General features: G+C 67.6%; 24 protein-coding genes. 13 read left to right on the top strand and 11 right to left on the bottom strand.

Annotation, left to right across the window (positions count from 1 at the left end):
* The first annotated feature begins 153 nt into the window (after positions 1-153).
* On the top strand, positions 154-750 hold the full coding sequence (locus tag WFK98_RS19365; protein WP_336801359.1) for a DedA family protein: 597 nt from the start codon (positions 154-156) through the stop codon (positions 748-750).
* A gap of 10 nt (positions 751-760) precedes the next feature.
* On the opposite strand, the gene recQ is transcribed toward WFK98_RS19365, so the two are convergent.
* The 9 genes from recQ to mutM form a co-directional block, all read right to left on the bottom strand.
* A complete protein-coding gene (recQ, locus tag WFK98_RS19360; protein WP_336801358.1) occupies positions 761-2,563 on the bottom strand; it encodes a DNA helicase RecQ in 1,803 nt (600 codons plus the stop codon).
* A 159-nt stretch (positions 2,564-2,722) separates the two neighbouring features.
* Positions 2,723-3,346, bottom strand: coding sequence for a LysE family translocator (locus tag WFK98_RS19355; RefSeq protein WP_266336828.1), 624 nt, complete (start codon positions 3,344-3,346; stop codon positions 2,723-2,725).
* 1 nt (position 3,347) lies between these two features.
* Positions 3,348-4,502, bottom strand: coding sequence for a DNA replication/repair protein RecF (gene recF / locus WFK98_RS19350; RefSeq protein WP_336801357.1), 1,155 nt, complete (start codon positions 4,500-4,502; stop codon positions 3,348-3,350).
* Entirely contained in the window at positions 4,499-5,620 is a 1,122-nt protein-coding gene (dnaN, locus tag WFK98_RS19345) for a DNA polymerase III subunit beta (RefSeq protein WP_266336826.1), read from the bottom strand. Before dnaN ends, recF begins: the two co-directional genes overlap by 4 nt.
* Before the next feature lie 201 nt (positions 5,621-5,821).
* On the bottom strand, positions 5,822-7,270 hold the full coding sequence (dnaA, locus tag WFK98_RS19340; protein WP_266336825.1) for a chromosomal replication initiator protein DnaA: 1,449 nt from the start codon (positions 7,268-7,270) through the stop codon (positions 5,822-5,824).
* 109 nt (positions 7,271-7,379) lie between these two features.
* Positions 7,380-7,826: a rhodanese-like domain-containing protein gene (locus WFK98_RS19335; protein WP_266336824.1), complete on the bottom strand. Its 447-nt coding sequence runs from the start codon at positions 7,824-7,826 to the stop codon at positions 7,380-7,382.
* 664 nt (positions 7,827-8,490) lie between these two features.
* Positions 8,491-8,757, bottom strand: a complete 267-nt coding sequence (rpsT, locus tag WFK98_RS19330) for a 30S ribosomal protein S20 (RefSeq protein ID WP_266336823.1) — start codon at positions 8,755-8,757, stop codon at positions 8,491-8,493.
* 155 nt (positions 8,758-8,912) lie between these two features.
* Positions 8,913-9,686, bottom strand: a complete 774-nt coding sequence (locus WFK98_RS19325) for an enoyl-CoA hydratase (RefSeq protein WP_336801356.1) — start codon at positions 9,684-9,686, stop codon at positions 8,913-8,915.
* 143 nt (positions 9,687-9,829) lie between these two features.
* The gene (mutM, locus tag WFK98_RS19320; protein ID WP_336801355.1) at positions 9,830-10,699 is read right to left on the bottom strand and encodes a bifunctional DNA-formamidopyrimidine glycosylase/DNA-(apurinic or apyrimidinic site) lyase; all 870 of its coding nucleotides are present in this window, start codon (positions 10,697-10,699) and stop codon (positions 9,830-9,832) included.
* A gap of 168 nt (positions 10,700-10,867) precedes the next feature.
* Here mutM and ubiE point away from each other — a divergent pair, with 168 nt between their 5' ends.
* From ubiE to cysK, 6 genes are all read left to right on the top strand, one after another.
* The gene (gene ubiE / locus WFK98_RS19315; RefSeq protein ID WP_336801354.1) at positions 10,868-11,647 is read left to right on the top strand and encodes a bifunctional demethylmenaquinone methyltransferase/2-methoxy-6-polyprenyl-1,4-benzoquinol methylase UbiE; all 780 of its coding nucleotides are present in this window, start codon (positions 10,868-10,870) and stop codon (positions 11,645-11,647) included.
* A 4-nt stretch (positions 11,648-11,651) separates the two neighbouring features.
* Positions 11,652-13,226 carry a 2-polyprenylphenol 6-hydroxylase gene (gene ubiB, locus WFK98_RS19310; RefSeq protein ID WP_336801353.1) on the top strand — a complete coding sequence of 525 codons (1,575 nt, stop codon included), beginning with the start codon at positions 11,652-11,654 and terminating at the stop codon, positions 13,224-13,226.
* 39 nt (positions 13,227-13,265) lie between these two features.
* A complete protein-coding gene (gene coaBC, locus WFK98_RS19305) occupies positions 13,266-14,519 on the top strand; it encodes a bifunctional phosphopantothenoylcysteine decarboxylase/phosphopantothenate--cysteine ligase CoaBC (protein ID WP_336801352.1) in 1,254 nt (417 codons plus the stop codon).
* A gap of 99 nt (positions 14,520-14,618) precedes the next feature.
* Positions 14,619-15,545: an Lnb N-terminal periplasmic domain-containing protein gene (locus WFK98_RS19300; protein WP_336801351.1), complete on the top strand. Its 927-nt coding sequence runs from the start codon at positions 14,619-14,621 to the stop codon at positions 15,543-15,545.
* Positions 15,546-15,583: 38 nt separating this feature from the next.
* Entirely contained in the window at positions 15,584-16,060 is a 477-nt protein-coding gene (dut, locus tag WFK98_RS19295) for a dUTP diphosphatase (RefSeq protein ID WP_336801350.1), read from the top strand.
* Positions 16,061-16,133: 73 nt separating this feature from the next.
* Positions 16,134-17,099, top strand: coding sequence for a cysteine synthase A (gene cysK, locus WFK98_RS19290; protein WP_266336815.1), 966 nt, complete (start codon positions 16,134-16,136; stop codon positions 17,097-17,099).
* A 330-nt stretch (positions 17,100-17,429) separates the two neighbouring features.
* Here the strand turns inward: cysK and WFK98_RS19285 are convergent, their stop codons facing one another.
* The gene (locus WFK98_RS19285; protein ID WP_336801349.1) at positions 17,430-18,191 is read right to left on the bottom strand and encodes an SDR family NAD(P)-dependent oxidoreductase; all 762 of its coding nucleotides are present in this window, start codon (positions 18,189-18,191) and stop codon (positions 17,430-17,432) included.
* Between the two features lie 365 nt (positions 18,192-18,556).
* On the opposite strand from WFK98_RS19285, the gene WFK98_RS19280 reads away from it, so the two are divergent.
* Positions 18,557-19,087, top strand: coding sequence for a hypothetical protein (locus WFK98_RS19280; protein WP_336801348.1), 531 nt, complete (start codon positions 18,557-18,559; stop codon positions 19,085-19,087).
* A 90-nt stretch (positions 19,088-19,177) separates the two neighbouring features.
* Here WFK98_RS19280 and WFK98_RS19275 read toward each other — a convergent pair whose 3' ends face one another.
* Positions 19,178-20,095 (bottom strand): MBL fold metallo-hydrolase, encoded by a 918-nt coding sequence (locus WFK98_RS19275; RefSeq protein WP_336801347.1) that lies wholly within the window; start codon positions 20,093-20,095, stop codon positions 19,178-19,180.
* An 82-nt stretch (positions 20,096-20,177) separates the two neighbouring features.
* Here WFK98_RS19275 and WFK98_RS19270 point away from each other — a divergent pair, with 82 nt between their 5' ends.
* From WFK98_RS19270 to WFK98_RS19250, 5 genes are all read left to right on the top strand, one after another.
* A complete protein-coding gene (locus tag WFK98_RS19270) occupies positions 20,178-20,501 on the top strand; it encodes an ArsR/SmtB family transcription factor (protein WP_336801346.1) in 324 nt (107 codons plus the stop codon).
* 29 nt (positions 20,502-20,530) lie between these two features.
* Complete coding sequence (locus WFK98_RS19265; RefSeq protein ID WP_336801345.1) at positions 20,531-21,067, top strand: rhodanese family protein; 537 nt, start codon at positions 20,531-20,533, stop codon at positions 21,065-21,067.
* Between the two features lie 10 nt (positions 21,068-21,077).
* On the top strand, positions 21,078-21,863 hold the full coding sequence (locus WFK98_RS19260; protein WP_336801344.1) for a sulfite exporter TauE/SafE family protein: 786 nt from the start codon (positions 21,078-21,080) through the stop codon (positions 21,861-21,863).
* 85 nt (positions 21,864-21,948) lie between these two features.
* Complete coding sequence (locus tag WFK98_RS19255) at positions 21,949-22,872, top strand: cation diffusion facilitator family transporter (protein ID WP_336801343.1); 924 nt, start codon at positions 21,949-21,951, stop codon at positions 22,870-22,872.
* 104 nt (positions 22,873-22,976) lie between these two features.
* The gene (locus WFK98_RS19250; protein ID WP_336801342.1) at positions 22,977-23,690 is read left to right on the top strand and encodes a DUF899 family protein; all 714 of its coding nucleotides are present in this window, start codon (positions 22,977-22,979) and stop codon (positions 23,688-23,690) included.
* Positions 23,691-23,708 lie beyond the last annotated feature (18 nt).

Genomic DNA, 23,708 nt, shown 5'->3' with positions numbered 1-23,708 from the left:
CCCTAGCAGGAAATCGCGGCGGCGCCGTGGCGAAACGCAGCTGCCGCGCCATCCGGGCACCATGACCGCAACGGCGCTTGCCAGCCTGGCCATGGCACCGGATGCTGTCGGCCTGCCGCCGGTCCCGGCGCCCGCGCAAGGAATGTCCGCCCGATGTCTGCGATCCACGCCTTCCTCGTCCAGTACGGCCTGATCGTCGTCTATCTCGGCGTCATCATCGAGGGCGAAAGCGTGGTGGTCGCCGCCGGCTTCCTGGCGCACCAGCACGTCCTGACCCCCTACTCCGTGTTCCTCGCCGCCTTCGCCGGCTCGGTCACCGGCGATCAGCTGCTGTTCTTCGTCGGGCGCTATTTCGCAGGCAGCCGCTTCGTGCAGCGTCAAACGAAGCGACCCTTGTTCATCCGGGTGCTCGACCAGATCCAGCGCAACCAGGTGGCGTTCATCCTCGCCTTCCGCTTCATCTACGGCATGCGGACGATCAGCCCGATCGCGATCGGCATCGCCCGCGTCAACCCGGTGCTCTATGCGGGGCTGAACCTGGCCTCGGCCGCCGCCTGGGCGGCGATCATGACCACGATCGGCTACCTGTTCGGCCAGACGGTCGAGCGCTTCGCCGGCAGGCTGCACCAGGATCACAAGCTGATCATCGCCGGGCTGCTGCTCATCGGCCTGCCGGTGGCGATCGGCCTTGCGCGCAGCTGGCACGCCCACCGGCAGGCGCGCGCCGCATCGGACGCGGAGGCGCCGTAGCTGGCGCCGGTCAGGCGTGCAGCGCCTCGAGGAACGCCTCGCCATAGAGGGTCAGCTTGCGTTCGCCGACGCCCTGCACGGAGCGCATCTCGTCGAGCGTGCCGGGCATCGCCTCGGCCATTTCGATCAGCGTGCGGTCTGGGAAGACCATGTAGGCCGGCACGCCCTCGTCGCGGGCGATCTCGCGCCGGAGCGCGCGCAGCCGCTCGAACATCGTCGCCGTCGCCTCGTCGAGACCATCGGCGCGGTCGTCCTTGTCGGCGCGACGGGCTCCGCGCCGCGGCGGCGCCTCGCGGATCGAGCGCAATGCGATCTTCTCGTGGCCGAACAGCACCGCCTCGCCTTCCGGGGTGATGCGGAAGCCGCCATGCTCGGCGCTCGCCTCGGCGAGCGCGCCGGCGGCGAAGAGCTGCCGCACCAGCGTGCGCCAGACATGGGCGCTGCGATCGGTGCCGACGCCGAAGGTCTTGATGCGGTCGTGGCCCTGACGCTGCACGGCGTCGGTCGCCTCGCCGCGCAGGACATCGACCAGATGCGCGGCGCCATAGCGCTGGCCGGTGCGCACCACGGCGGAGAGCACCTTCTGGGCGTCGATGGTGGCGTCGACCAGCTCGGCGCCGCCCTGGCAGAGGTCGCAATGCCCGCACGGCCCCATCTGCTCGCCGAAATAGGAAAGCAGCGCCTGGCGCCGACAGGTGGCGTTCTCGGCGAGATCCGTCATCGCCTGGAGCCGCTTCATCTCGACCCGGCGCTGCGCCTCGCTGATCGCCTTCTCCTCGATCTGGCGGCGGCGGAAGGCCATGTCGTCGAGGCCGTAGAGGGTGAGCGTGTCGGCCGGCAGGCCGTCGCGGCCGGCGCGGCCGATCTCCTGGTAGTAGGCCTCGACGCCGCCCGGCATGTCGGCATGGACCACGAAGCGCACGTCGGGCTTGTTGATGCCCATGCCGAAGGCGACGGTGGCGACGACGACGACGCCGTCCTCCTGCAGGAAGATGTCCTGGTGGCGCGAGCGCGTGTCGGCGTCGAGGCCGGCGTGATAGGGCACCGAGCGGATGCCCTTGCCGACCAGCCATTCCGAAAGCTTCTCGGTCTTGTCGCGCGACGAGGCGTAGATGATGCCGCTGCCGCCCTTGTGACGGGCGAGGAAGTCGGCGATCTGCGTGCGCGGCCGGTCCTTCGCCTCGAAGCGCAGGTGAATGTTGGGCCGGTCGAAGGAATGCACCACGACGCGGGGCGGCGACGGAAACAGCTGGGCTGCGATGTCGTTGCGCGTCGCCTGGTCGGCGGTCGCCGTCAGCGCCACCACCTGCACGCCGCCGAGCGCCTCGCGCACCGAGGCGAGCTGGCGGTATTCGGGCCGGAAATCATGCCCCCATTGCGACACGCAATGCGCCTCGTCGATCGCCAGCCGCCGCACGTCGCAGGCGGCGAGCAGCGAGACCAGGCCGTCGCCGGCGAGGCGTTCGGGCGAGACGAAAAGCAGCGTGATCTCGCCGGCGCGCAGCCGCCGCAGCGTCTCGCGATTGGCGTCCTCGCCATTCATCGAGTTCAGCGTCGCCGCCGCCACGCCGACATGCTGCATCTGCTGCACCTGGTCGCGCATCAGCGCGATCAACGGCGAGACGACCAGCGTCAGCCCGCCATCGACGATCGCCGGGAGCTGGTAGCACATGGACTTGCCGGAGCCGGTCGGCATCACCGCGAGCACATGCTCGCCGCGCATCACCGCAGCGATGACCTCGTCCTGTCCGGGGCGGAAATCGTCATAGCCGAAGACGGATTTGAGCGCGGCACGGGCGCGCGAAAGCGGCATGGGGTATCCGGGAGTGATTCGTTTTCGCGCCAATGCTAACCGCTCGACAGCCGGCTTACACGCGCGAAAGCCGGGGCGCGGCGATCCGTCTGGCGCCCAGCTCTTTGTTGGGTCGCGTTTTCTTCACGCGAACCGGCATCCCCTTCGCTCGAAAACGATCTAGCGCGAGGCGATCGCCACCGCCGCGCCGGCCATGACGACGCTGCTGCCGCGATTGACGAGCCGCACCGCCTTCGAACTGGTGATCAGCCGGCGCGCGCGCAGCGCCACCAGGACATAGAAAGCGAAGACGCCGCCGACGACCGTCAGCGTGACCGTGGCGAGTTCCAGGAAGGCGAGGCCGTCGATCTTGTTGATGTCGAGGATCGAGGGCAGCAGTGCCAGGTAGAACACCATCGTCTTCGGGTTGCCGAGGCAGACGGCGAGCCCGGCGAAGAACAGTTTCACCCGGCTCTCGCGCGTCGTCACCGGGGCGAGGTCGGGCGCGGCGGCGGGCGCCTTCCACATCTTCCAGGCGATGTAGAGCAGATAGGCGGCGCCGGCATATTTGATGACGGCGAACACCTCGTGGAAGGTCTGCGCCACGACGGCGAGACCGAGCACGGCGAGGGTCAGCCAGACGATGTCGCCGATCGCCATGCCGGCGGTGAACGCGACGGCGCCGGGGCGGCCGCGACCGAGCACGCGGGCGACGATCGCGGCGATGCCCGGGCCGGGCGCGAAGGCGGCGACGGCCAGCGCGGCGGCGAACAAAGCCAGTCCCGAGATCGAAAGTCCTGTCATCTCACCCCTCGCCCGAAAACGGCTCGACGCGACCCGGCGTCACCGTGAAGATCTGCGCCGATTGCGGCAATTCGGCGAAGAGCGCCGGATCGGCGCCGGTCATGAACACCTGTCCGCCCAGCCTGTCCAGTGCCTCGAACAGCGCGGCCCGGCGACGCTGGTCGAGATGCGCGGCGATCTCGTCGAGCAGCACGATCGGCGCCAGCCCGCTCATCCGCGCAACGAGGCGGGCATGAGCCAGCACGATGCCGACCAGAAGCGCCTTCTGCTCGCCGGTCGAGGCTCGGCCGGCGGGCACGTCCTTCGGGCCATGGCGGACGACGAGATCGCTCGCCTGCGGACCGACCAGGGTGCGGCCGGCGGCGCGATCGCGGGCACGGCCATTGCGCAGCGCGGCACGGTAGCGGTCCTCGGCCTCGACGGCGGGACCCTCGCCGATCCAGCCCTCGACATCGCCCTCCAGCGCCAGCACGGCGAACGGGAACGGCGAGGCGTCGTCGCGCTCCTCGGAGATCAGGCCGGCGAGGCGCTCGGCCGTCTCCTTGCGCGCCGCGGCGACCGCAACGCCGATCTCGGCGATCTCGGCCTCCAGCCCGTCGAGCCAGGCGCGATCTGGCGCGGGATCCTCGAGCAGGCGATTGCGGCCGCGCACGGCCTTTTCGAACGCGTTGACGCGGGCGCCATGCTGGGCGTCGACCGCGAGCACGAGCCGATCGAGGAAGCGGCGACGGTCGCCGGCCGGCCCGGTGAAGAGGCCGTCGAGCGTCGGCGTCAGCCAGACGATGCGGAGATATTCGGCAAAGGCGGTGGCGGAGGAGACCGGCGCGCCGTCGATGCGGCAGCGGCGCGACGGCGGCTGGCCGTCGAGCGCCGTGCCGAGGCGGACCGGCCCGTTCGCCGTGTCGAGATCGACCGCGACGACGAATCCGCCACCGCCGCCGATCCGCGCCATATCGGCCATGTCGGCCCGGCGCAGGCCGCGTCCGGGCGCCAGCAGCGAGATCGCTTCGAGAAGATTGGTCTTGCCGGCGCCGTTCTCGCCCGAAAGCGCCACCAGCCGCCCGGCGATCGGGACATCGAGGCGGGTGTAGGAGCGGAAATCGGCCAGCGTCAGCCGCGTGATGCGCGGCTGGGCAACCTCGGAAACCAGGCTCACACGCGCATCGGCATCAGGACGTAGAGCGCGTCCTCGTCGCCGTCGTCCTGGATCAGCGTCGGCGAACCGGGATCGGCCAGCTTGAACAGCGCCGTCGCCGTCTTCAGCTGTCCGGCAATGTCGAGCAGGTAGCGCGAATTGAAGCCGATATCGATGGGATCGGCGCCGTAGTCGACGTCGAGTTCTTCCGTCGCCGAGCCGGAATCCGGATTGTTGACGGTGAGCGCCAGCCGGCCCTCGGAGGAGAGCGACAGCTTGACGGCGCGGCCGCGTTCGCTGGCGATGGTCGAGACACGGTCGACGGCGTTCGAGAAGGTGCCGCGGTCGACCTTGAGCAGCTTGTCATTGCCCTGCGGGATCACGCGCGCATAGTCCGGGAAGGTGCCGTCGATCAGCTTCGAGGTCAGCACCACGCCGCCGAAGGAAACGCGGATCTTGGTCTCGGACAGCTCGATCGTCGCCGTCTCGTCGGAGTTCTCGAGCAGCTTCTGGATCTCGCCGACGGCCTTGCGCGGCACGATCACGCCCGGCATGCCCTCGGAGCCGGCCGGCGCGGCGGTCTGCGCCCGGGCGAGACGATGGCCGTCGGTCGCCACCGCGCGCAGCACGGTGCGGCCGTCGATCGTCGGCGTGTGCAGATAGATGCCGTTCAGGTAATAGCGGGTCTCTTCCGTCGAGATCGCGAACTGGGTGCGATCGATCAACGTCTTGAAGGCGGAGGCCGGCATCTCGAAGCGGATCGGGAATTCGCCGGTAGTCAGGTCCGGGAAATCCGCCTCGGGCAGCATCTGCAGCGAGAAGTTCGAGCGGCCCGAGCGGACCGTCAGCGTCTGGCCGTCGGCCGAGGTCTCCAGCGCCACCTCGGAACCGTCCGGCAGCTTGCGGACGATGTCGTAGAGCATGTGCGCCGGCACGGTGGTCGCGCCGGGGCGACCGACGTCGGCGGCGATGGTCTCGAGGATCTCGAGGTCGAGATCCGTCGCCTTCAGCGTCAGTTCCGAACCGGAGGCCCGCAGCAGGACGTTGGAGAGGATCGGGATCGTGTTCCGCCGTTCGACCACGCGATGGACGTGGTTGAGGGACTTGAGGAGATTGGATCGCTCGAGGGTCGCTCTCATGGAACGCAGGAACCTTGACAGAAAAGCCGCGCGGATGGCGCGGCGGCACCGACAGAGGCCGGACATGCGTCCGGTACGGACCGTGGAAATTGGCTTGTTCCAGACCGGAACGCAAGGCCTCCACGGCGAATGGACGAGGCGCGGCGAAAGCCGGGACGGAAACGGGCCGGCGGAATGGATCCGCCCGGCCCGCCGTCTCGACTATTCGTCGATCATGCGCTTCAGCAATTCGATCTCTTCCGCCAGGTGCTGGTCGCCCTGCATCATCTCCTCGACCTTGCGGACGGCGTGCAGCACCGTGGTGTGGTCGCGACCGCCGAAGCGGCGACCGATCTCGGGCAGCGAGCGCGGCGTCAGCGTCTTCGACAGATACATGGCGATCTGGCGCGGGCGCACGATGGTGCGGGTGCGCCGGCTCGACAGAAGGTCGGCCTTCGAGACGTTGTAGTGGCGCGAGACGATCTTCTGGATGTCCTCGATCTTCACCCGGCGCGGCTCGGAAGCGCCGACCAGATCGCGCAGCGTGATCTCGGCCGAGCTCATCGTCACCGGCTGGTTGGTGAACTGCCACTGCGCCACGAGGCGGTTCAGCGCGCCTTCGAGGTCGCGACCGTTCGAGACCACGGACTGGGCGACATATTCGATGACGGTCTCGGGAACGTCGACGCCCGGGTTCTGCGACTGCGCAATCACATAGCGTGACTTCAGTATATCGCGACGAAGATCCAGGTCCGGCGAGCCGATCTCGAAGGCGACGCCGCCGCGCAGGCGCGAACGGACGCGCTCGTCGAGCGTCTCGAGCTCGGCGGCCGGCCGGTCGGCCGCCACCACCACCTGGCGCGCGCCGTCGATCAGCGCGTTCAGCATGTGGCAGAATTCCTGCTGCACGGACTTGCCCTGCAGGAACTGCAGGTCGTCGATCAGGAGCAGGTCGATCTCGCGAAGGTTTTCCTTGAAGGCGATCGCCGACTGGTTCTTCAGCGCCGCGACGAAGCGGAACATGAAGTGCTCGGCGGTCAGGTAGACCACCTTGCGGCTCGGATCGGCGCGGCGCGCCGCCTGGGCGATCGCATGCAGCAGATGCGTCTTGCCGCGGCCGACGCCGGCATGGAGATAGAGCGGGTTATAGGGCGTCGGCCGGCCGGCCGGCGTCTCGGCGACGGCGCGGGCCGCCGCATAGGCGACGCGGTTGGCGCCGCCCTCGCAGAAGGTCTCGAAGGTGAAGCGCGGGTCGACCGGCGAGCCGGCGCCATCGGCCTCGGCGCGGGCGGGGCTGGCCGGCGCGAGGACGGGCGCGGCGCTGGCCGCGGGAATGAAGGTCGGCGTCGGCGCGGCCGGAGCCGCAGCGGTCGTCGCGACCGGTTTGTCGACCTTGGCCGGAGCGCGGGCACGGACAGCGCCGCGCACCACCAGCTCGACGCGCCGCACGCTGTCGACTTCCGCCGTCCAGAGGCCAAGCAGCTTGTCGAAATAATGCGACTGGATCCAGGACTTCAGGAACCGGGTCGGGACCGACAGGTTGACCGAGGCGCCATCAGCGCCCTCGAATTCGACCCGGGCGAACCAGCTCGAAAAGACGTCCTCGCCCAGCTCGGTCCGGAGCCGCGTCTTGACGCGCTCCCACAGCACCGCATCGGCACGACCGCTCATCGGCTGAACCTCATCGACGGCGAGAGCCCGCAGGGCCGAAGCCCCCGATCCGAATTCGCCAGTCCTGTCGTCGCGCATCTGAGCCCCTCTCGTATCGAATGGCATCTATTCATGATTGGACCCAAGGCAGTCCCGCGGCTTTCCAGCCATCCACGGAACCACGATGTCGGCCCTCGTCCAGCGGCCCTTCGAAGCCGCCGGCAATGTTGAAGCACCGGTCGTAACCGGCATCGGCCAGGGCGTTCGCCGCCGCGAGGCTGCGCGCGCCGGACCGGCACAGAAAATACAGGGCCGTCTCGCGGCCGACGCCGCGCCGGTCCAGCTCGGCCGCCAGCACCTCGGCGAAGTCGGCGTTGACCGCCATCGTCGGGTAGCTCTGCCACTCCACCAGCAGCGTTTCCTTGCCGATCGCGCTCAGATCGACGATGCCGACATAGGCCCACTCGGCCCGGGTCCGAACATCGATCAGCATCGACTGCGGCTCGCTGGAAAGACCTTCCCAAGCCTCATCGGCCGAAACGTCGCCGGCGAAGCTGCCGGCAGGCGAACGAGACATACTGCCCCCTCACGCACATGACCGTCAGATCATGGGCTATGTGTAAAACGCTAAGTTGATACAGGGTGGTGGAGGTTCTTCCAGAACGCGGAAGCAGTTAAATACGCATAAACACTACATATAGAGTAAACTTAATGTCCGCGCTTTCACTGCCTGTACGCCCCTAAACTTTCAGGGGCGAGAAACGCCCGTTTGAATAATGGCCGGCTCACCCGTCCGGCGGAGGACGACTGCTGTCGCCGTCTCCATGAACAGGAAAATACACAGGGGGTTGGTGGCTCGCAACGGCGATGGGCCAAGATTCGCCCGCGCCCCCGCGCCGCACCCCCTGCCTTCCGCCCCCTCACTCCCGCCAGCCCGTCCGAATCCCTTACGACTCAAAGGGTTCAGATGGCGTCCGCCGGGACCGAGAAAAGATCCGAAGCAGGCGAAAAATATTCGACCTGCGCCTCTTGACTCGCCCAGAATCCGCCCGAGTCGATGGAGACCGATCGGACCGCAACGCAAGTCATTGATTTTGTTTATCAAATGCTGCGAAGCAGTCTGGCCGTCGGCGCTCGCGCCATGGCCAAAACGGCATTTCTGAGGCAAGGCAGTCACTTACCCGCATAACAAAAAAGCCCGGCCGAAGCCGGGCTTTTTGTCAATCCCCAGAACTCTGAGATCAGGCGGAGATCGCCTTCACGCGAGCGGCAAGGCGCGAAACCTTGCGGGAAGCGGTGTTCTTGTGCAGCACGCCCTTCTGGGCGGCGCGCATCAGTTCCGGCTGGGCGCTCTTGAGCGCATCGGCGGCGGCGGCAGCGTTGCCGGAAGCGATCGCCTCCTCAACCTTGCGGATGAAGGTGCGCATGCGGCTGCGACGGGTGCGGTTGACCTCGGCACGGCGAGCAATCTTGCGGGTCGCCTTCTTGGCGGACGGCGTATTGGCCATGAGGGGCCTTCCTGAAAAAGCGGTTCGTTGGACTTTCCGTGCCACAAACCCACGCGGAATTCGGGCTAAACGGAAGGGGCGGCTTCGCGGCCGCCCGGGTTCATGGCGGGCTTATAGTCGTCTGCCCGCGCGGCGTCAATCGGGAAGCGCCGGATTCAGCGGTTGCGGAACGCGGCCGGCCGCTTGTCGAGAAAGGCCGCCATGCCCTCGCGCGCATCCTCGGTGGCGAAGAGCGAATGAAACAGCCGACGCTCGGTACGGATGCCTTCGGAAAGCGGGCTTTCGAAGGCGCGGTTGACCGCCTCCTTGGCCATCAGCACTGACGGCCGCGACAACGCGGCGATCTTCTGCGCCGCCGCCAGCGCCTGCTCGACCAGCTCGGCCGCCGGCACGACGCGCGAGACCAGGCCGATCCGCTCCGCCTCGGTCGCGTCTACCATCCGGCCGGTCAGGACCATGTCCATCGTCTTCGCCTTGCCGACCGAGCGGGCGAGGCGCTGGCTGCCGCCGGCGCCCGGGATCAGGCCCAGCGTGATCTCAGGCTGGCCAAATTTCGCGTTGTCAGCGGCGATGACAAGATCGCACATCAGCGCCAGCTCGCAGCCGCCACCGAGCGCAAAGCCGGCGACCGCCGCGACGACCGGCTTGCGCACGCGCGACAGCCGCTCCCAATGCGCGACGAAATCGTCGAGGAAGACGTCGACATAGCCGAGCGCCTGCATCTCCTTGATGTCGGCGCCGGCGGCGAACGCCTTCTCGGATCCGGTCAGCACGATCGCGCCGATGGCGTCGTCCGCCTCGAAGGCGTCGAGCGCGGCATTCAGATCGGCGATCAGCTGGCGGCTCAGCGCGTTCAGCGCCTTGGGACGGTTCAGGCAGATGAGACCGACGGCGTCCCGCGTCTCGACAAGGATGGTCTCATAAGCCATGGCGCGCTCCGCTCTTCCGGTTGTGCCCTGCTCCGCCGGCGAGGGCGGCGCGAAGGGCAGATCGAGGCAAACGCCTAGCCGACGCGTCCCGGACCTTCAAGGGCGACGGCTCCCCTCCTCCCGCGAGCCACGCGGAAGGAAGATCATTTCTGGCAGGTGGCGCAGAAGAAGGTGGAGCGGCCGGACTGCACCTTGCGCTCGATGACGCCGGAACAGTCGAGCTTCGGGCAGGGTTCGCCCTCGCGGTCGTAGACGCGGAACGAATGCTGGAAATAGCCGAGTTCGCCATTCGCCTGGCGGTGGTCGCGCAGCGACGAGCCGCCGGCGGCGATCGCGGCCGCCAGCACCTCGCGGATCGCCGCCGCCAGCCGGTCGGCGGCTTTCGCGGTGAGCGAGCCAGCGGCCCGCTCCGGCGACAGGCCGGACATGTTGAGCGCTTCGCAGACATAGATATTGCCGAGCCCGGCGATCAGGCCCTGGTCGAGGAGGGCCGCCTTCAGCGGCGCCTTCTTCGCCTCGAACAGGCGATGCAGGACCTTGCCGTCGAAGGCGTTGCCGACCGGCTCGACGCCGAGGCCGGCGAGATGGCGCGCCGTCTCGATGCCGGCGCGCGAGGCGAGATCCATGAAGCCGAAGCGGCGAGGGTCATTATAGATGACGCGCTTGCCGTTCGAGAGATGGAAGACGACGTGGTCATGCGCCAGCGCTTTTCCGCGCGGATGATGGAAAGCGCCCGGCGTCTCCGGTTCGGCGAGCGGCCCCTCCTCGACGCGGAACGAGCCCGACATGCCGAGATGCATGATGACGACGCTGCCGTCGTCGAGATCGGCAAGCAGATATTTGGCCCGCCGCCCCAGCCCGTCGATGCGCCGTCCGGTCAGCCGCTCGGCGAAGCGCTCGGGAAAGGGAAAGCGCAGGTCCGGCCGGCGCTGCTCCAGCCGGTCGATCACGGCGCCTTCCATGGCGGGGGCGAGGCCCTGGCGGACGGTTTCTACCTCGGGAAGTTCTGGCATTTAGGCTGCGTCAACTCTGCGGGTGTCGGGGCCGTGGCGCATGAAGGGCGCTTCGGTTATCAAGGACTTCGATTTTCCCGAGATCGGGCGGGGGGGCGCCGCTTCTCCGCGGCGCGACCCGTCCAAGCGATCTCTGGCTCACATGCGTAATATAAGGAGTGGGACGCCATGGCGACCGAATCTCGCAGCGAGACGCCCGGAACGGGCCGCGCCTCCTTCGGATTCCGCGATGTCGACGTCGATGCCAAGCAGGGCATGGTTAATGACGTCTTCCACAAGGTCGCCTCGCGCTACGACCTGATGAACGACTTCATGTCGGCCGGGCTGCACCGCGTCTGGAAGGACGCGATGGTGTCGTGGCTGACGCCGCCGCGCAACCGCCCCTTCGAGGTGCTCGATGTCGCCGGCGGCACCGGCGACATCTCGTTCCGCATCGTCGAGCGCTCGCACAAGTCGGCGACCGCCACTGTCTGCGACATCAATGCCTCGATGCTGGAAGTCGGCCGCGAGCGCGCCGAGAAGCGCGGCCTCGCCGACCATGTCAGCTTCGTCGAGGGCAATGCCGAGGAGCTGCCCTTCGAGAGCAACCGCTTCGACGCCTATACGATCGCCTTCGGCATCCGCAACGTGCCGCGCATCGACCAGGCGCTGAGGGAGGCCCACCGCGTGCTGAAACCGGGCGGCCGCTTCCTCTGCCTGGAGTTCTCCGACGTCGACGTGCCCGGCCTCGACAAGATCTACGATTTCTATTCGTTCAACCTGATCCCGGCGATGGGCAAGGTGGTCGCCGGTGATTCCGAAAGCTATCGCTACCTGGTCGAATCGATCCGCCGCTTCCCGCATCAGGAGCGCTTCGCCGAGATGATCCGGCAGGCGGGCTTCGCCAAGGTCTCCTATCGCAATCTGACGGGCGGCATCGCCGCCATCCACTCGGGCTGGAAAATCTGACGCGATGGCGCTCGGCATAGCCGCCCTCTTCCGCCTCGCCGCGGCAGGCTTCGTTCTGGCGCGCGAAGGCGCGTTCGGCCTCGTCGACATCGACGACCTGCCCTCCGGCGCCCGCCTCGGCGTCCGGCTCGGCCGGCTGCTCGAGCGCCGTTCTGCCGCCGACGCGGATCGCGGCGAGCGGATCACCGCCGCCCTCAACAAGCTCGGCCCCTCCTATGTGAAGCTCGGCCAGTTCATGGCGACCCGGCCCGATTTCGTCGGCGAGGATGTCGCCGATGCGCTCGGCCGGTTGCGCGACGAGATCGAGCCGTTCGGCGAGCCCGCGGCGCGCGTCGTGATCGAGAAGAATTTCGGCCGGCCGGTCGAGACCATCTTCGCCTCGTTCTCGCCGCCGCTCGCCGCCGCTTCGATCGCCCAGGTGCACAAGGCCGAGGTGGTCGAGCGCGATGGCAGCCGGCACGCCGTCGCGGTCAAGGTGCTGCGGCCGGGCGTGCGCGCCCGCTTCCACCGCGACCTCGAGACTTTCTATGCCGGCGCGCATCTGGTTGAGCGGATCGATCCGGCGATGAAGCGACTGAAGCCGATCGCCGTCGTCGACACGCTGGCCCGTTCGGTCTCGATGGAGATGGACCTTCGCCTCGAGGCGGCGGCGCTCTCCGAAATGGCGGAGCGCACGAAGGGCGACCCCGGCTTCCGCGTGCCAAAAGTCGACTGGGCGCGGACGGCGCGCGACGTGCTGACGCTCGAATGGATCGACGGCGTCAAGCTTTCGGACCCCGCCGGCATCGAGGCGGCCGGCCATGACCTGAAGGCGGTCGCCCGGCGGCTGATGCAGGCCTTCCTGCGCCACGCCATGCGCGACGGCTTCTTCCATGCCGACATGCACCAGGGCAACCTGTTCGTCGACGCGGCCGGCGACGTCGTCGCGGTCGACTTCGGCATCATGGGCCGGCTCGGCCAGGCCGAACGGCGCTTCCTCGCCGAAATCCTCTACGGCTTCATCAAGCGCGACTATCTGCGCATCGCCGAAGTGCACATGGAAGCCGGCTATGTCCCGGCCCGCCATGCGCCGGAAGACTTCGCCCAGGCGCTGCGCGCCATCGGCGAACCGATCCACGGCCAGCCGGCCAGCGACATCTCGATGGCCAAGCTGCTGACGCTGCTGTTCGAGGTGACCGAGCTCTTCGACATGCAGACGCGGCCGGAACTGCTGATGCTGCAGAAGACCATGGTCGTCGTCGAAGGCGTCGCCCGCTCGCTCGATCCCGAGTTCGACATGTGGGCGGCCTCCGAGCCGGTGGTGCGCGAATGGATCGAGCGCAATCTCGGCCCGCTCGGCAAGTTGCAGGAAGCGGGCTCCGGCATCGCCGATCTCGGCCGCGCCGCGACGGGCCTGCCGGCGCTGCTGCAGAACGGTGCCCGGATCGCGGCGCAGCTGAGCGACGCGACGCGCGACGGCATCACGCTGTCGCCGGAAACCGTCGAGGCGATCGGCCGCGCCGAGGGCCGCGGCAATCGCTGGCTGACGATCGGCGTCTGGGTGGCGGTTGTGCTGCTAGCCTGGAATATGTTCACCTGATCCGGCGCATCGACGCGCCAGATCGAGCGGGGAAGCATCATGGCGGATATTGACGCGACGCTTCGGGGCAAGCGCATCCTGCTCATCATAGCGGGCGGCATCGCAGCCTACAAAAGCCTCGACCTGATCCGCCGGCTGAAGGAGCGCGGCGCCACGGTGCGCGTCGTCATGACCCGCGGCGCGACCGAGTTCATCACGCCGCTCGCGGCCGGCGCGCTCGCCGGCGGCACGGTCTACACGGACCTGTTCGACCGCGAATCCGAGCAGGATGTCGGCCATATCCGGCTCGCCCGCGAGGCGGACCTGATCGTCGTCGCGCCCGCCACCGCCGACCTGATGGCGAAGATGGCGGGCGGCCATGCCGACGACCTCGCCAGCGCAATCCTGCTCGCCACGAAACGGCCCGTGCTCGTCGCGCCGGCGATGAACCCGGCCATGTGGGCGCATCCGGCGACCCAGCGCAACGTCGCGACGCTTCTCGCCGACGGCATCCGCCTCGCCGGCCCCGAGCGCGGCGAGATGGCCGAGAGCGGCGAGGCGGGAACCGGGCGCATGGCCGAACCGCTCGCCATCGTCGCCGCCGTCGAGGCGCATTTTCCCGGCAGCAAGACCGACACGGTCGACGCGACGAAGCCCTTGACCGGAAAGCATGTTCTGGTCACGGCCGGGCCAACGCACGAGCCGATCGACCCGGTCCGCTACATCGCCAACCGTTCCTCCGGCAAGCAGGGCTTTGCCATCGCTGCTGCTGCGGCGGCGGCCGGCGCCCGCGTGACGCTGGTGGCCGGACCGGTCGGCCTGCCGGATCCCGACGGTGTCGCCGTCCGCCGCGTCGAGACGGCGCGCGACATGCTGGCCGCCGTCGAAACCGCGCTGCCGGCCGATATCGCCATCTTCGCCGCCGCCGTCGCCGACTGGCGCCCGGCGCAGGAGGCGACGTCGAAACTGAAGAAGGACGGCTCCGGCGTCGTGCCGCCTCTCCATGTGACCGAGAATCCCGACATTCTCGCCACCATCGCGCACCTGAAGGACCAGCGCCCCGGCCTCGTCGTCGGTTTCGCGGCCGAGACGGACGATGTCTTTGAAAACGCGGAGAAAAAGCTCGGCCGCAAGGGCGCCGACATCATCGTCGCCAACGACGTCTCGCCGGAGACCGGCGTCATGGGCGGCGGCGCCAACACCGTGCATCTGGTGACGGCGGAGGGGATCGAGAGCTGGCCGCAGATGCCGAAGGACGAGGTGGCGCGCCGACTCGTGCACTGGATCGCCGGCCGACTTTCGCCCACCGCCTGACCGGAGGCACGCATCATTCGCGCGCTTCGCACCCTCCTGCTCTGGCTCGGAGGACTGCTGCTCTGGCTCGCCATCGCGCTGACGGCGGTGCTGGTCGGCATGGCCTTCTGGTACCAGCTGCCGCTGCCTCAGACGGCGCTGAAGCTCGCCATCGGCGCCTGGGCGATCTTCGCGCTCGGCGTGCTTTGCCTTGAGATAACAAGGCGTTCGTGGATTTCGCGCGGCGTCTATGGGCTCGCCCTGATCGCGGCCGCGCTCTGGTGGGCGGGCATCCGGCCGAGCTTCGACCATGAATGGGCGCCGGATGTCGAGCACATCGTCACCGGCACGCGCGACGGCGACATCGTCACGCTGAAGGACGTCCGCGACTTCGACTGGAAGAGCGAGACCGACTTCACGCCGCGCTGGCAGACGCGGACCTACGACCTCTCGAAGCTCGAGACGGTCGACCTGTTCCTCTCCTACTGGTCGAGCCCGGCGATCGCCCACACGCTCGTCTCCTTCGGCTTCGAGGGCGGCGAACATATTGTCTTCTCAGCGGAAATCCGCAAGGAGAAGGGCGAGAGCTTCTCCTCGATCGGCGGCTTCTTCAAGGAATTCGACCTGGCGCTGATCGCCGCCGACGAGCGCGACATCATCCGCCTCAGGACCAATATCCGCGGCGAGGACGTCTATCGCTACCCGATCCACATGCCGCAGGCCGGCATGCGGGAGCTGTTCCTCTCCTATCTCGAGACCGGCAACCGGCTTGCGACCGTGCCGACCTTCTACAACACGGTCACGACCAACTGCACGACGGTGGTCTTCCGCCTGCTCCGGGCGCTCGATCCGGCGCTGCCGTTCGATTACCGCATCCTGCTTTCCGGGTATCTTCCCGGATATATCTATCAGAATCAAGGGTTTGAGACGGGCCTGACCGAAGCGGAATTCCGCGCCCGCGCCGCGATCAGCGCGCTCGGAATCGCCGCCGGCGACAGCCCCGATTTCTCCGCCGCCATCCGGGCCGCCGGCACGCTGCCGCGTTAACGGCCCGTTATCGTCTTGTTAAGCATGAGGACCGCGCCGTGCCGCACCAGCCGACCATCGAACTGAAGGTGCTCGACCCGCGCCTCGAGGCCTGGGGCCTGCCGGCCTATCAGAGCGACATGGCGGCGGCGATCGACCTGCGCGCCGCCATCGACGCGCCGCTTGCGATCGAGGCCGGCTCGCCGGCCGTGCTGGTCCCGAGCGGGCTCTCCCTCTTCATCCGCGACCCGTTCGTCGCCGCGATGATCCTGCCGCGCTCCGGCCTCGGCCACAAGCAGGGCCTCGTGCTCGGCAATTCGACCGGGCTGATCGACGCCGACTATCTAGGGCCCATTCTGGTCAGCGTCTGGAACCGCAATGCCGCCGGCACGGCGCCGATCGCGATCCAGCCCGGCGACCGCATCGCCCAGATGATGTTCGTGCCGGTGGTGCGGCCGCGTTTCGAGGTGGTCGCCGAATTCTCCACGGAGACGGCGCGCGGCGCCGGCGGCTTCGGCTCGACCGGCGGCAAATAGCCGGCGAGGCTCGACCCGGCCGCCGGGCTCGACTAGACTTCCGCCACAAATCCAACGGGTTAAGGAGGAACGAATGGCCGAAGCAACCAAGCGCGGACGCGGCAAGATCTACGCCTCGATCACCGACACGATCGGCGACACGCCGATCGTCCGGCTCGACCGCATCGCCGCCGAGAAGGGCGTGAAGGCCAACCTCTTGGCCAAGCTCGAATTCTTCAATCCGATCGCCTCGGTCAAGGATCGCATCGGCGTCGCCATGATCGACGCGATGGAGGCCGAAGGCCGGATCACGCGCGGCAAGTCGACCCTGATCGAGCCGACCTCCGGCAATACCGGCATCGCGCTCGCCTTCGTCGCCGCGGCGCGCGGCTACCGGCTGATCCTGGTGATGCCGGAGACGATGTCGATCGAACGGCGCAAGATGCTGAAGCTGCTCGGCGCCGAGCTGGAGCTGACCGAGGGCGCCAAGGGCATGAAGGGCGCCATCGCCCGCGCCGAGGAGCTGAAGGCCGAGATCGGCGACGCCGTCATCCCGCAGCAGTTCCAGAACCCGGCCAACCCGGCGATCCACCGCGCCACCACGGCGGAGGAGATCTGGAACGACACCGATGGCGGCATCGACATCCTCGTCTCCGGCATCGGCACCGGCGGCACCATCACAGGCGTGGGCCAGGTGCTGAAGCCGAGGAAGCCGTCGCTGAAGGTGATCGCGGTCGAGCCGGCCGAGAGCCCGGTGCTCTCCGGCGGCGCCCCCGGCCCGCACAAGATCCAGGGCATCGGCGCCGGCTTCGTCCCCGGCGTGCTCGATACCTCGATCTATGACGAGGTGGTGCAGGTGGCGAGCGCCGAGGCGCTTGCGACGGCGCGCGAGGTGGCGCGGATCGAGGGCATTCCGGTCGGCATCTCGTCCGGCGCCGCCGTCGCCGCCGCGCTCAAGGTCGGCGCGCGCCCGGAAAACGCCGGCAAGAACATCGTCATCATCATCCCCTCCTTCGCCGAGCGCTATCTCTCCACCGCGCTGTTCGAAGGGCTGGAATAAGGCTCGCCCCCGCTCCCGCACGCGCGAGAGGGGGGGTTAGGGTCTGCCCGCATCCTCTCCGCGTCATCCCTGCTTTCGCGGGGATGACGGCGAACCGGATGTCTGGCATGGCGAGCCCCTCACCTCTCCCACGGGGAGAGGTCGACGCACGCAGTGCGGCGGGTGAGGGGTTCAGGCCTCGTCCGTGAGATCGCATCCCCTCACCCGGAGCTCCGCTCCGACCTCTCCCCCTGGGAGAGGTGAACGACATCGCCCCGGCACTCCAAGCGTGCCCCCAAAAACAAAAAAGGGCCGGCGCGACGGCCGGCCCTCTTCGAAAACGAGAAGGGCTCAGACCCAGCCGCCGTCGACGATGTAGCTCTGGTTGGTGCAGCCCGACGCCTCGTCGGAGGCGAAGAACAGCACCGGCTTGGCGATGTCGTCCGGGAAGAGCTTGCGCTTCAGGCACTGCTTGTTCATCAGGTCGACCTCAGCTTCCGGCGTCAGCCAGAGGTCGATCTGGCGCTGCGTCATGATCCAGCCGGGGACGACCGAGCAGACGCGGATGTTGAACGGGCCGAGATCACGCGCGAGGCCGCGGGTAAGACCCTGCACGGCCGATTTCGCCGAGGTATAGGCCGGCATGCCGCCCTGGCCGATCATCCAGGAGGTCGAGCCCATGTTGATGATGGCGCCCTTGCCGGCGGCCTTCATGTCCTCGACGACGGCCTGCGCCGCGAAGAACTGGTGGCGGATGTTGACCTGGTAGCGCTCGTCCCAATATTCGGGCGTCACGTCTTCCAGCTTGTGGCGCTGGTCGTGCGCGGCGTTGTTGATCAGGATGGTGATGGCCCCAAGCTTTTCGCGCACATTGGCGATCGCCTGGCGCAGCGCCGCGATGTCGCGCAGGTCGCACTTCTCGAAATGCACGGTGCCGGTGGCGGAAAGCTCCTTTGCAAGGGCTTCCGAGGCCTCGGCGTTGATGTCGAGGAAGCCGACCTTCGAGCCCTGGGCGACGAAGTGGCGGACGATGGCCTCGCCGATTCCGCTGCCGCCGCCGGTAACGAGCACGGTCCGGTCCCTGAGGCTCGGATAGATGGCGCCGCTGGTCATAGATGTCTCCGTCCCTGATCTCGCGAACGGTCGCGAGCGATGTCTGCAACGCGCCGGTCAAGCCGGCCCGCGCCTGTTTTAGGCGAAAGGCCGAGCGAGCGGAACCGAAATTTGAGGGGCGTACGTCAGGGCGGGAGATTGGAAGGGAATGCAGCCAAAGCACTAAATCCCATCCGCACCAGTTGGGCGCACTCCCGCACGCCGCAGAACTACATCCCGCAGGCGAATATAAATTAGAAGCGCGATACTAGCGCTTCTGGTGATCATTCAATGACTTATTGATATCGAACTGATCCGAAAATCGTAGAATATTGACCTGCCTTAGTTGAAATTCGAATGCCGCGACTCAAGGGGGAATTCAGCGGATGTCGTACTTTGCAACATATGGGCCGTATGAGATCCCGCGCTCGGGTGGTAAAATCAACGGACGGCAAAGTGATTTTTGGCGCGGAATAGAGGAGCTTCCAGACTCAGAGGGAATCTCGACCGCAATTGGATGCTACTTGTTCTGCATTCGACATGGCGAAAAAATCAGGCCTTGGTATGTCGGAATGACTAGGGCCAAATTGGGATTTAGAGGAGAGATCTTTCAGGAGCATAAGCAAAATATATACAATGACTGCCTGAAAAAACAGACCGGAAGGCCGGTAATATTTCTGTTCCCCCTGATCACCGACGGAAGTGATCGCTTTAGCAAAGCCGCATCCAGCAAGCGTCGTGAAATTGAATGGCTTGAGATTCAATTGATGGGTTTTGCACATCGGCGCAATCCGAATATCAGCAATGTCCGTGATATGAGTTTTCTACGAAACATAGAAGTGCTTGGTCTTATTGGAAGGCGTCGAGGAAGACCGTTCCGAGAAGCCCAGTTGATCAGAAAGGCCCTGTTGGTCTGACCGCTAAGATTCGGTGAGCCATCTCCGCTTGCGTCCCCCGGACCGCGCCGCCACGCGCTGCACGGCCCGGACGATGCGTCCTTCCCTACCCTACCCGAGCACCACCCCACCCGCCGCCTTGACCGGGATTTTCAGGTACCGCACGCCGTTGCTTTCGGCCTCCGGAAAACGGCCGGCGCGGATGTTGACCTGGATCGACGGCAGAAGCAGCGTCGGGGCCGAGAGGGTGGCGTCGCGCGCTTCGCGCAGCGCCACAAAATCCGCCTCGCTCGTGCCGGCGCCGACATGGACATTGGCGGCGCGCTGCGCCGACACCGTCGTCTCCCAGGCATAGTGATCGCGGCCCGGCGCCTTGTAATCATGGCAGAGGAAGAGCCGCGTCTCGCCCGGCAGGTCAAGCAGGCGGCGGATCGAGCGATAGAGCGTGCGCGCGTCGCCGCCGGGAAAATCCGCCCGCGCCGTGCCGTAATCCGGCATGAACAGCGTATCGCCGACAAAGGCGGCGTCGCCGACGCGATAGACGATATCGGCCGGGGTGTGGCCGGGCGTATGCAGCACCGACGCTTCCAGCTCGCCGATCCGGAAGCGCTCGCCATCGGCGAAGAGATGGTCGAAATCGCTGCCGTCGGTCTTCAGGTCGGTGGCGTTGAAAACGGGGCGAAAAATCCGCTGCACGTCCTTGATGTGCTCGCCGATGCCGATTTTCGCGCCCGTCCGCGCCTTGATGAAGGGGGCGCCGGAGAGATGGTCGGCATGGGCATGCGTCTCCAGCGCCCAGACGATCTCGTAACCGGCCTTCGCAGCGGCGGCGAGGATCGCCTCGACCGAGCGGGTGTCCACCGTGCCGGAGGCGGCGTCATAATCGAGCACGGGGTCGATGACGGCGGCTTTTCGCGTGGCCGGGTCGGCGACGAGATAGCTGATCGTATGGGTCGGCTCGTCGAAGAAGGCGCGGATTTCCGGCGCGCTGGCGGCGACCGGGGCTGACTTCAGGGTTTCGGTCTTCATGTCGGCAACTCCATCGGGTTGGTGCTTGACATATATATTAGCGATATCTAATTTAGCAACAGCTAATGTAAGGAGCCGACAAATGGCCGTCTTCCTCGACCTCTCCGCCTTCGAAGCGAATGCGCTTCAGGTTGCCGATCTCCTGCGCGCGCTCGGCAACGAGAAGCGGCTGATGATGCTCTGCAAGCTGGTGGAGCATGGCGAGATGACGGTCGGCGCGCTCGCCGACGCCGTCGGCCTCGGCCAGTCGGCGCTGTCGCAGCATCTGGCGCGCATGCGCGACGAGAACATCGTCGCCTTCCGCCGCGACGGCCAGACGCTCTGGTACCGCATCGCCGATCCGCGCATCGAGGAGATGATGGCGCTGCTGCACCGCCTCTATTGCCGGGACAAGCCGGCCGGCTGATCCCCTCCCCCTGAACAGAAAGAAGAGCCATGTCCCTGACCCCGATCTCCGCTGACCGGGCGGCCGAACTCGTCGCCGCCGGCGCCCTCCTCGTCGATATCCGCGAGGCCGACGAATATCGCCGCGAGAAGATCGCCGGCGCCTTGTCGCGGCCGCTCAGCGCGCTTTCCGCGCTGGCGCTGCCGGACGAGCGCGCCATCATCTTCACCTGTCGCTCCGGCGCCCGCACCACGGCGCATGCCGAGCGGCTCGCCGCCGCCGCCGGCCGTCCCGCCTTCCGCATCGAGGGCGGGCTCGACGCCTGGAAGAAGGCCGGCCACGCCGCGATCGCCGACAGGCGCCAGCCGCTCGAACTGATGCGGCAGGTGCAGATCGCGGCCGGCAGCCTGGTTGTCGCCGGCGCGGCGCTCGGCGCCTTCGTGCATCCGGGCTTCTACGCGCTTTCCGCCTTCGTCGGCGCCGGGCTGGTGTTCGCCGGCGCCACCGGCACCTGCGCCATGGCGCGGCTGCTCCGGCACGCGCCCTGGAACCGGCCCGCCGCGACGGCGGCCATCACCACGGGATGAGGCAACGGCGATGATCCATGGCACAGACGGGCTCGCCATCGGCTTCGGCTCGGTGGTCGGCTTCATCCTCGGCCTGGTCGGCGGCGGCGGATCCATCCTCGCCGTGCCGTTCCTGGTCTATGGCGTCGGCGTCGCCTCGCCGCATGTCGCGATCGGCACCGGCACGGTCGCCGTCGCCGTCAGCGCCTTCGCCAATCTCTTCCCGCACTGGCGGGCCGGCCGGGTGAAGTGGCGCTGCGGCGCGGTCTTCGCCGCCGCCGGCGTCCTCGGCGCGCTCGCCGGCTCGGAACTCGCCAAGGCGGTCGACGGCGAGAGGCTGCTGATGCTGTTCGGCGCGCTGATGGTGGCGGTCGGCTTCGTCATGCTGCGCCGGCGCGGCGCGGCCGGCGATCCCGACATCCGCCTCCAGGCATCGACGGCCTGGCGGCTGCTGCCGCGGCTGATCGCGGCCGGCTTCGGCGTCGGCGCGCTTTCCGGCTTCTTCGGCATCGGCGGCGGCTTCCTGATCGTGCCGGGGCTGATGCTGGCGACCGGCATGCCGCTCCCCTTCGCCATCGGCACCTCGCTGGTGGCGGTCAGCGCCTTCGGCGCGGCGACGGCGTCGAGCTATGCGGCGAGCGGGCTGGTCGACTGGCGGCTGGCGCTCGTCTTCATCCTCGGCGGCCTCGCCGGCGGGCTGGGCGGCGCGGCGATCGGCGGCAAGCTCGCCAACCGCAAGGCGCTGCTCGGCCGGATCTTCGCCGGCGTCGTGATCACCGTCGGGCTCTATGTGCTGCTGCGCGGCTTTCTCGCCTGAGCCGGACGGGCGTGCATCGCGCCCCGGGGATCGCTAAGCTCCCGCTCCGGTTGCGATCCGGCGACCGGGGAGCAGGAGAAGCCATTTGACCGAGCAGGGCGTGCTGCGTGCCTCGATCGTCGTCACCTTCCTCGTCGCGACGTTCGGCATCGTGTTCGGCCTGCTCTCGGGCTCGTTCTCGATCGCCTTCGACGGCGTCTATTCGCTGGCCGACGCCGGCATGACGACGGTGGCGCTCGGCGTCTCGCACCTGATCGTGCAATCGGCGAAGCGCGACGCACTTTCCGGCAAGCTGCGCAACCGCTTCACCATGGGCTTCTGGCATCTCGAGCCGATCGTGCTCGGGTTGAACGGCACCATCCTGATCATCGTCGCCATCTACGCGCTGATCAACGCCCTCCTCTCGATCCAGGGCGGCGGCCGCGAGCTCGAATTCGGCTTCGCCATCGCCTATGCCGCGACGACGCTTCTGATCTGCCTCGTCATGGCGACGATCGACTGGCGCGCCAACCGGAAAATCCAGTCCGACTTCCTGAAACCCGACATCCATTCCTGGGTGATGTCGGGCGCGATCAGCGGCGCGCTGCTCGTCGCCTTCGCCATCGGCTATGGCGTCGAGAACACGATGCTCGAATGGATCTCGCCCTATATCGATCCGGTCGCGCTCGCGGTGATCAGCGCCGCCATCATCCCGATCCCGATCGGCACGGTGCGGCAGGCCGTCGCCGACATGCTGCTGCTGACCCCGCCCGACCTGAAAGAGCAGGTCGACGGCGTGGCGAAGGAGACGGTGGCGCGGCATGGCTTTCTCGGCTACCGCGCCTATGTCGCCAAGGTGGGCCGCGCCAAGCAGATCGAGATCTATTTCATCGTCGCCCGCGACGGCCCGGCGCGGCGGCTGGAGGAATGGGACCGGATCCGCGACGAGATCGGCGAGGCGATCGGCGACGAGAGCCACAATCGCTGGCTCACCATCGCCTTCACCACCGATCGCGAATGGGCCGAATAGTTTTTTCGCCGCCGCTGTCGATCCGGGCCGGGCTCGTTCGTTGTGCAAGGGAGGCGCGGCCGTTTCGGCCGGCGCCGGGGAAAGACCTGCGAAAGGGATGGACCATGCCTCACGACCAGATCACGCAGCCAGGCCTCGTTCCGGCAATGGCGCTGGCCGCCCGCAACGACCACCGCGTCCGCAATGAAAGCGACGCATACCGCCGCGCCCGCCAGGCGCTGCTGGCGGAGGAGATCGAGCTGCGTCGCCAGATCGAGCGGGTGGCGGCGCTGCGGCGCGACCTGCCGCCGGGCGGCATCGTCGACAGGGACTACCGGTTCGATGGCGAACTGGGGCCGGTCGATTTCGCCGGCCTGTTCGGCGACAAGCAGACCCTCGTCGTCTACAGCTACATGTACGGGCCGCAGCGAAAACGCCCCTGCCCGATGTGCACCTCGCTGATGAGCGCCTGGGATGGCGAGGCGCAGGACGTCGAGCAGCGCGTCGCGCTCGCCATGATCGCCCGCTCGCCGATCGAGCGGCTGTGGGCGTTCAAGCAGGAGCGCGGCTGGAAGGGGCTGAAGCTCTATTCCGACATCAGCGGCGACTATACGCGCGACTACGTCGATCCCGCCGACGGCGACTCGCCGGGCCTCAACGTCTTCACCCGGCGCGACGGCACCATCCGCCATTTCTGGGCCGGCGAAATGGGGTTCGAGACGGCCGATCCCGGCCAGGACCCGCGCGGCGCACCCGACCTGATGCCGCTCTGGAACATCCTCGACATGACGCCGGAAGGCCGCGGCACCGACTGGTATCCGAGCCTCGAATATCGCTGAGATCGAAAGGGGAGGTCC

The organism is Kaistia sp. MMO-174, from assembly GCF_037147815.1.
GTDB lineage: Bacteria > Pseudomonadota > Alphaproteobacteria > Rhizobiales > Kaistiaceae > Kaistia > Kaistia nematophila.
The sequence above is the reverse complement of the archived record's forward strand: the minus strand, read 5'-3'. Positions and strand labels throughout refer to the sequence as shown.

Bases quoted from the DNA above. Each gene is read 5' to 3' on its own strand.
- WFK98_RS19365 (WP_336801359.1), top strand. From the start codon at position 154: ATGTCTGCGATCCACGCCTTCCTCGTCCAGTACGGCCTGATCGTCGTC.
- recQ (WP_336801358.1), bottom strand. From the start codon at position 2,563: ATGCCGCTTTCGCGCGCCCGTGCCGCGCTCAAATCCGTCTTCGGCTAT.
- WFK98_RS19355 (WP_266336828.1), bottom strand. From the start codon at position 3,346: ATGACAGGACTTTCGATCTCGGGACTGGCTTTGTTCGCCGCCGCGCTG.
- dnaN (WP_266336826.1), bottom strand. From the start codon at position 5,620: ATGAGAGCGACCCTCGAGCGATCCAATCTCCTCAAGTCCCTCAACCAC.
- dnaA (WP_266336825.1), bottom strand. From the start codon at position 7,270: ATGAGCGGTCGTGCCGATGCGGTGCTGTGGGAGCGCGTCAAGACGCGG.
- WFK98_RS19335 (WP_266336824.1), bottom strand. From the start codon at position 7,826: ATGTCTCGTTCGCCTGCCGGCAGCTTCGCCGGCGACGTTTCGGCCGAT.
- rpsT (WP_266336823.1), bottom strand. From the start codon at position 8,757: ATGGCCAATACGCCGTCCGCCAAGAAGGCGACCCGCAAGATTGCTCGC.
- WFK98_RS19325 (WP_336801356.1), bottom strand. From the start codon at position 9,686: ATGGCTTATGAGACCATCCTTGTCGAGACGCGGGACGCCGTCGGTCTC.
- mutM (WP_336801355.1), bottom strand. From the start codon at position 10,699: ATGCCAGAACTTCCCGAGGTAGAAACCGTCCGCCAGGGCCTCGCCCCC.
- ubiE (WP_336801354.1), top strand. From the start codon at position 10,868: ATGGCGACCGAATCTCGCAGCGAGACGCCCGGAACGGGCCGCGCCTCC.
- ubiB (WP_336801353.1), top strand. From the start codon at position 11,652: ATGGCGCTCGGCATAGCCGCCCTCTTCCGCCTCGCCGCGGCAGGCTTC.
- coaBC (WP_336801352.1), top strand. From the start codon at position 13,266: ATGGCGGATATTGACGCGACGCTTCGGGGCAAGCGCATCCTGCTCATC.
- WFK98_RS19300 (WP_336801351.1), top strand. From the start codon at position 14,619: ATGGCCTTCTGGTACCAGCTGCCGCTGCCTCAGACGGCGCTGAAGCTC.
- cysK (WP_266336815.1), top strand. From the start codon at position 16,134: ATGGCCGAAGCAACCAAGCGCGGACGCGGCAAGATCTACGCCTCGATC.
- WFK98_RS19285 (WP_336801349.1), bottom strand. From the start codon at position 18,191: ATGACCAGCGGCGCCATCTATCCGAGCCTCAGGGACCGGACCGTGCTC.
- WFK98_RS19280 (WP_336801348.1), top strand. From the start codon at position 18,557: ATGTCGTACTTTGCAACATATGGGCCGTATGAGATCCCGCGCTCGGGT.
- WFK98_RS19275 (WP_336801347.1), bottom strand. From the start codon at position 20,095: ATGAAGACCGAAACCCTGAAGTCAGCCCCGGTCGCCGCCAGCGCGCCG.
- WFK98_RS19270 (WP_336801346.1), top strand. From the start codon at position 20,178: ATGGCCGTCTTCCTCGACCTCTCCGCCTTCGAAGCGAATGCGCTTCAG.
- WFK98_RS19265 (WP_336801345.1), top strand. From the start codon at position 20,531: ATGTCCCTGACCCCGATCTCCGCTGACCGGGCGGCCGAACTCGTCGCC.
- WFK98_RS19260 (WP_336801344.1), top strand. From the start codon at position 21,078: ATGATCCATGGCACAGACGGGCTCGCCATCGGCTTCGGCTCGGTGGTC.
- WFK98_RS19250 (WP_336801342.1), top strand. From the start codon at position 22,977: ATGCCTCACGACCAGATCACGCAGCCAGGCCTCGTTCCGGCAATGGCG.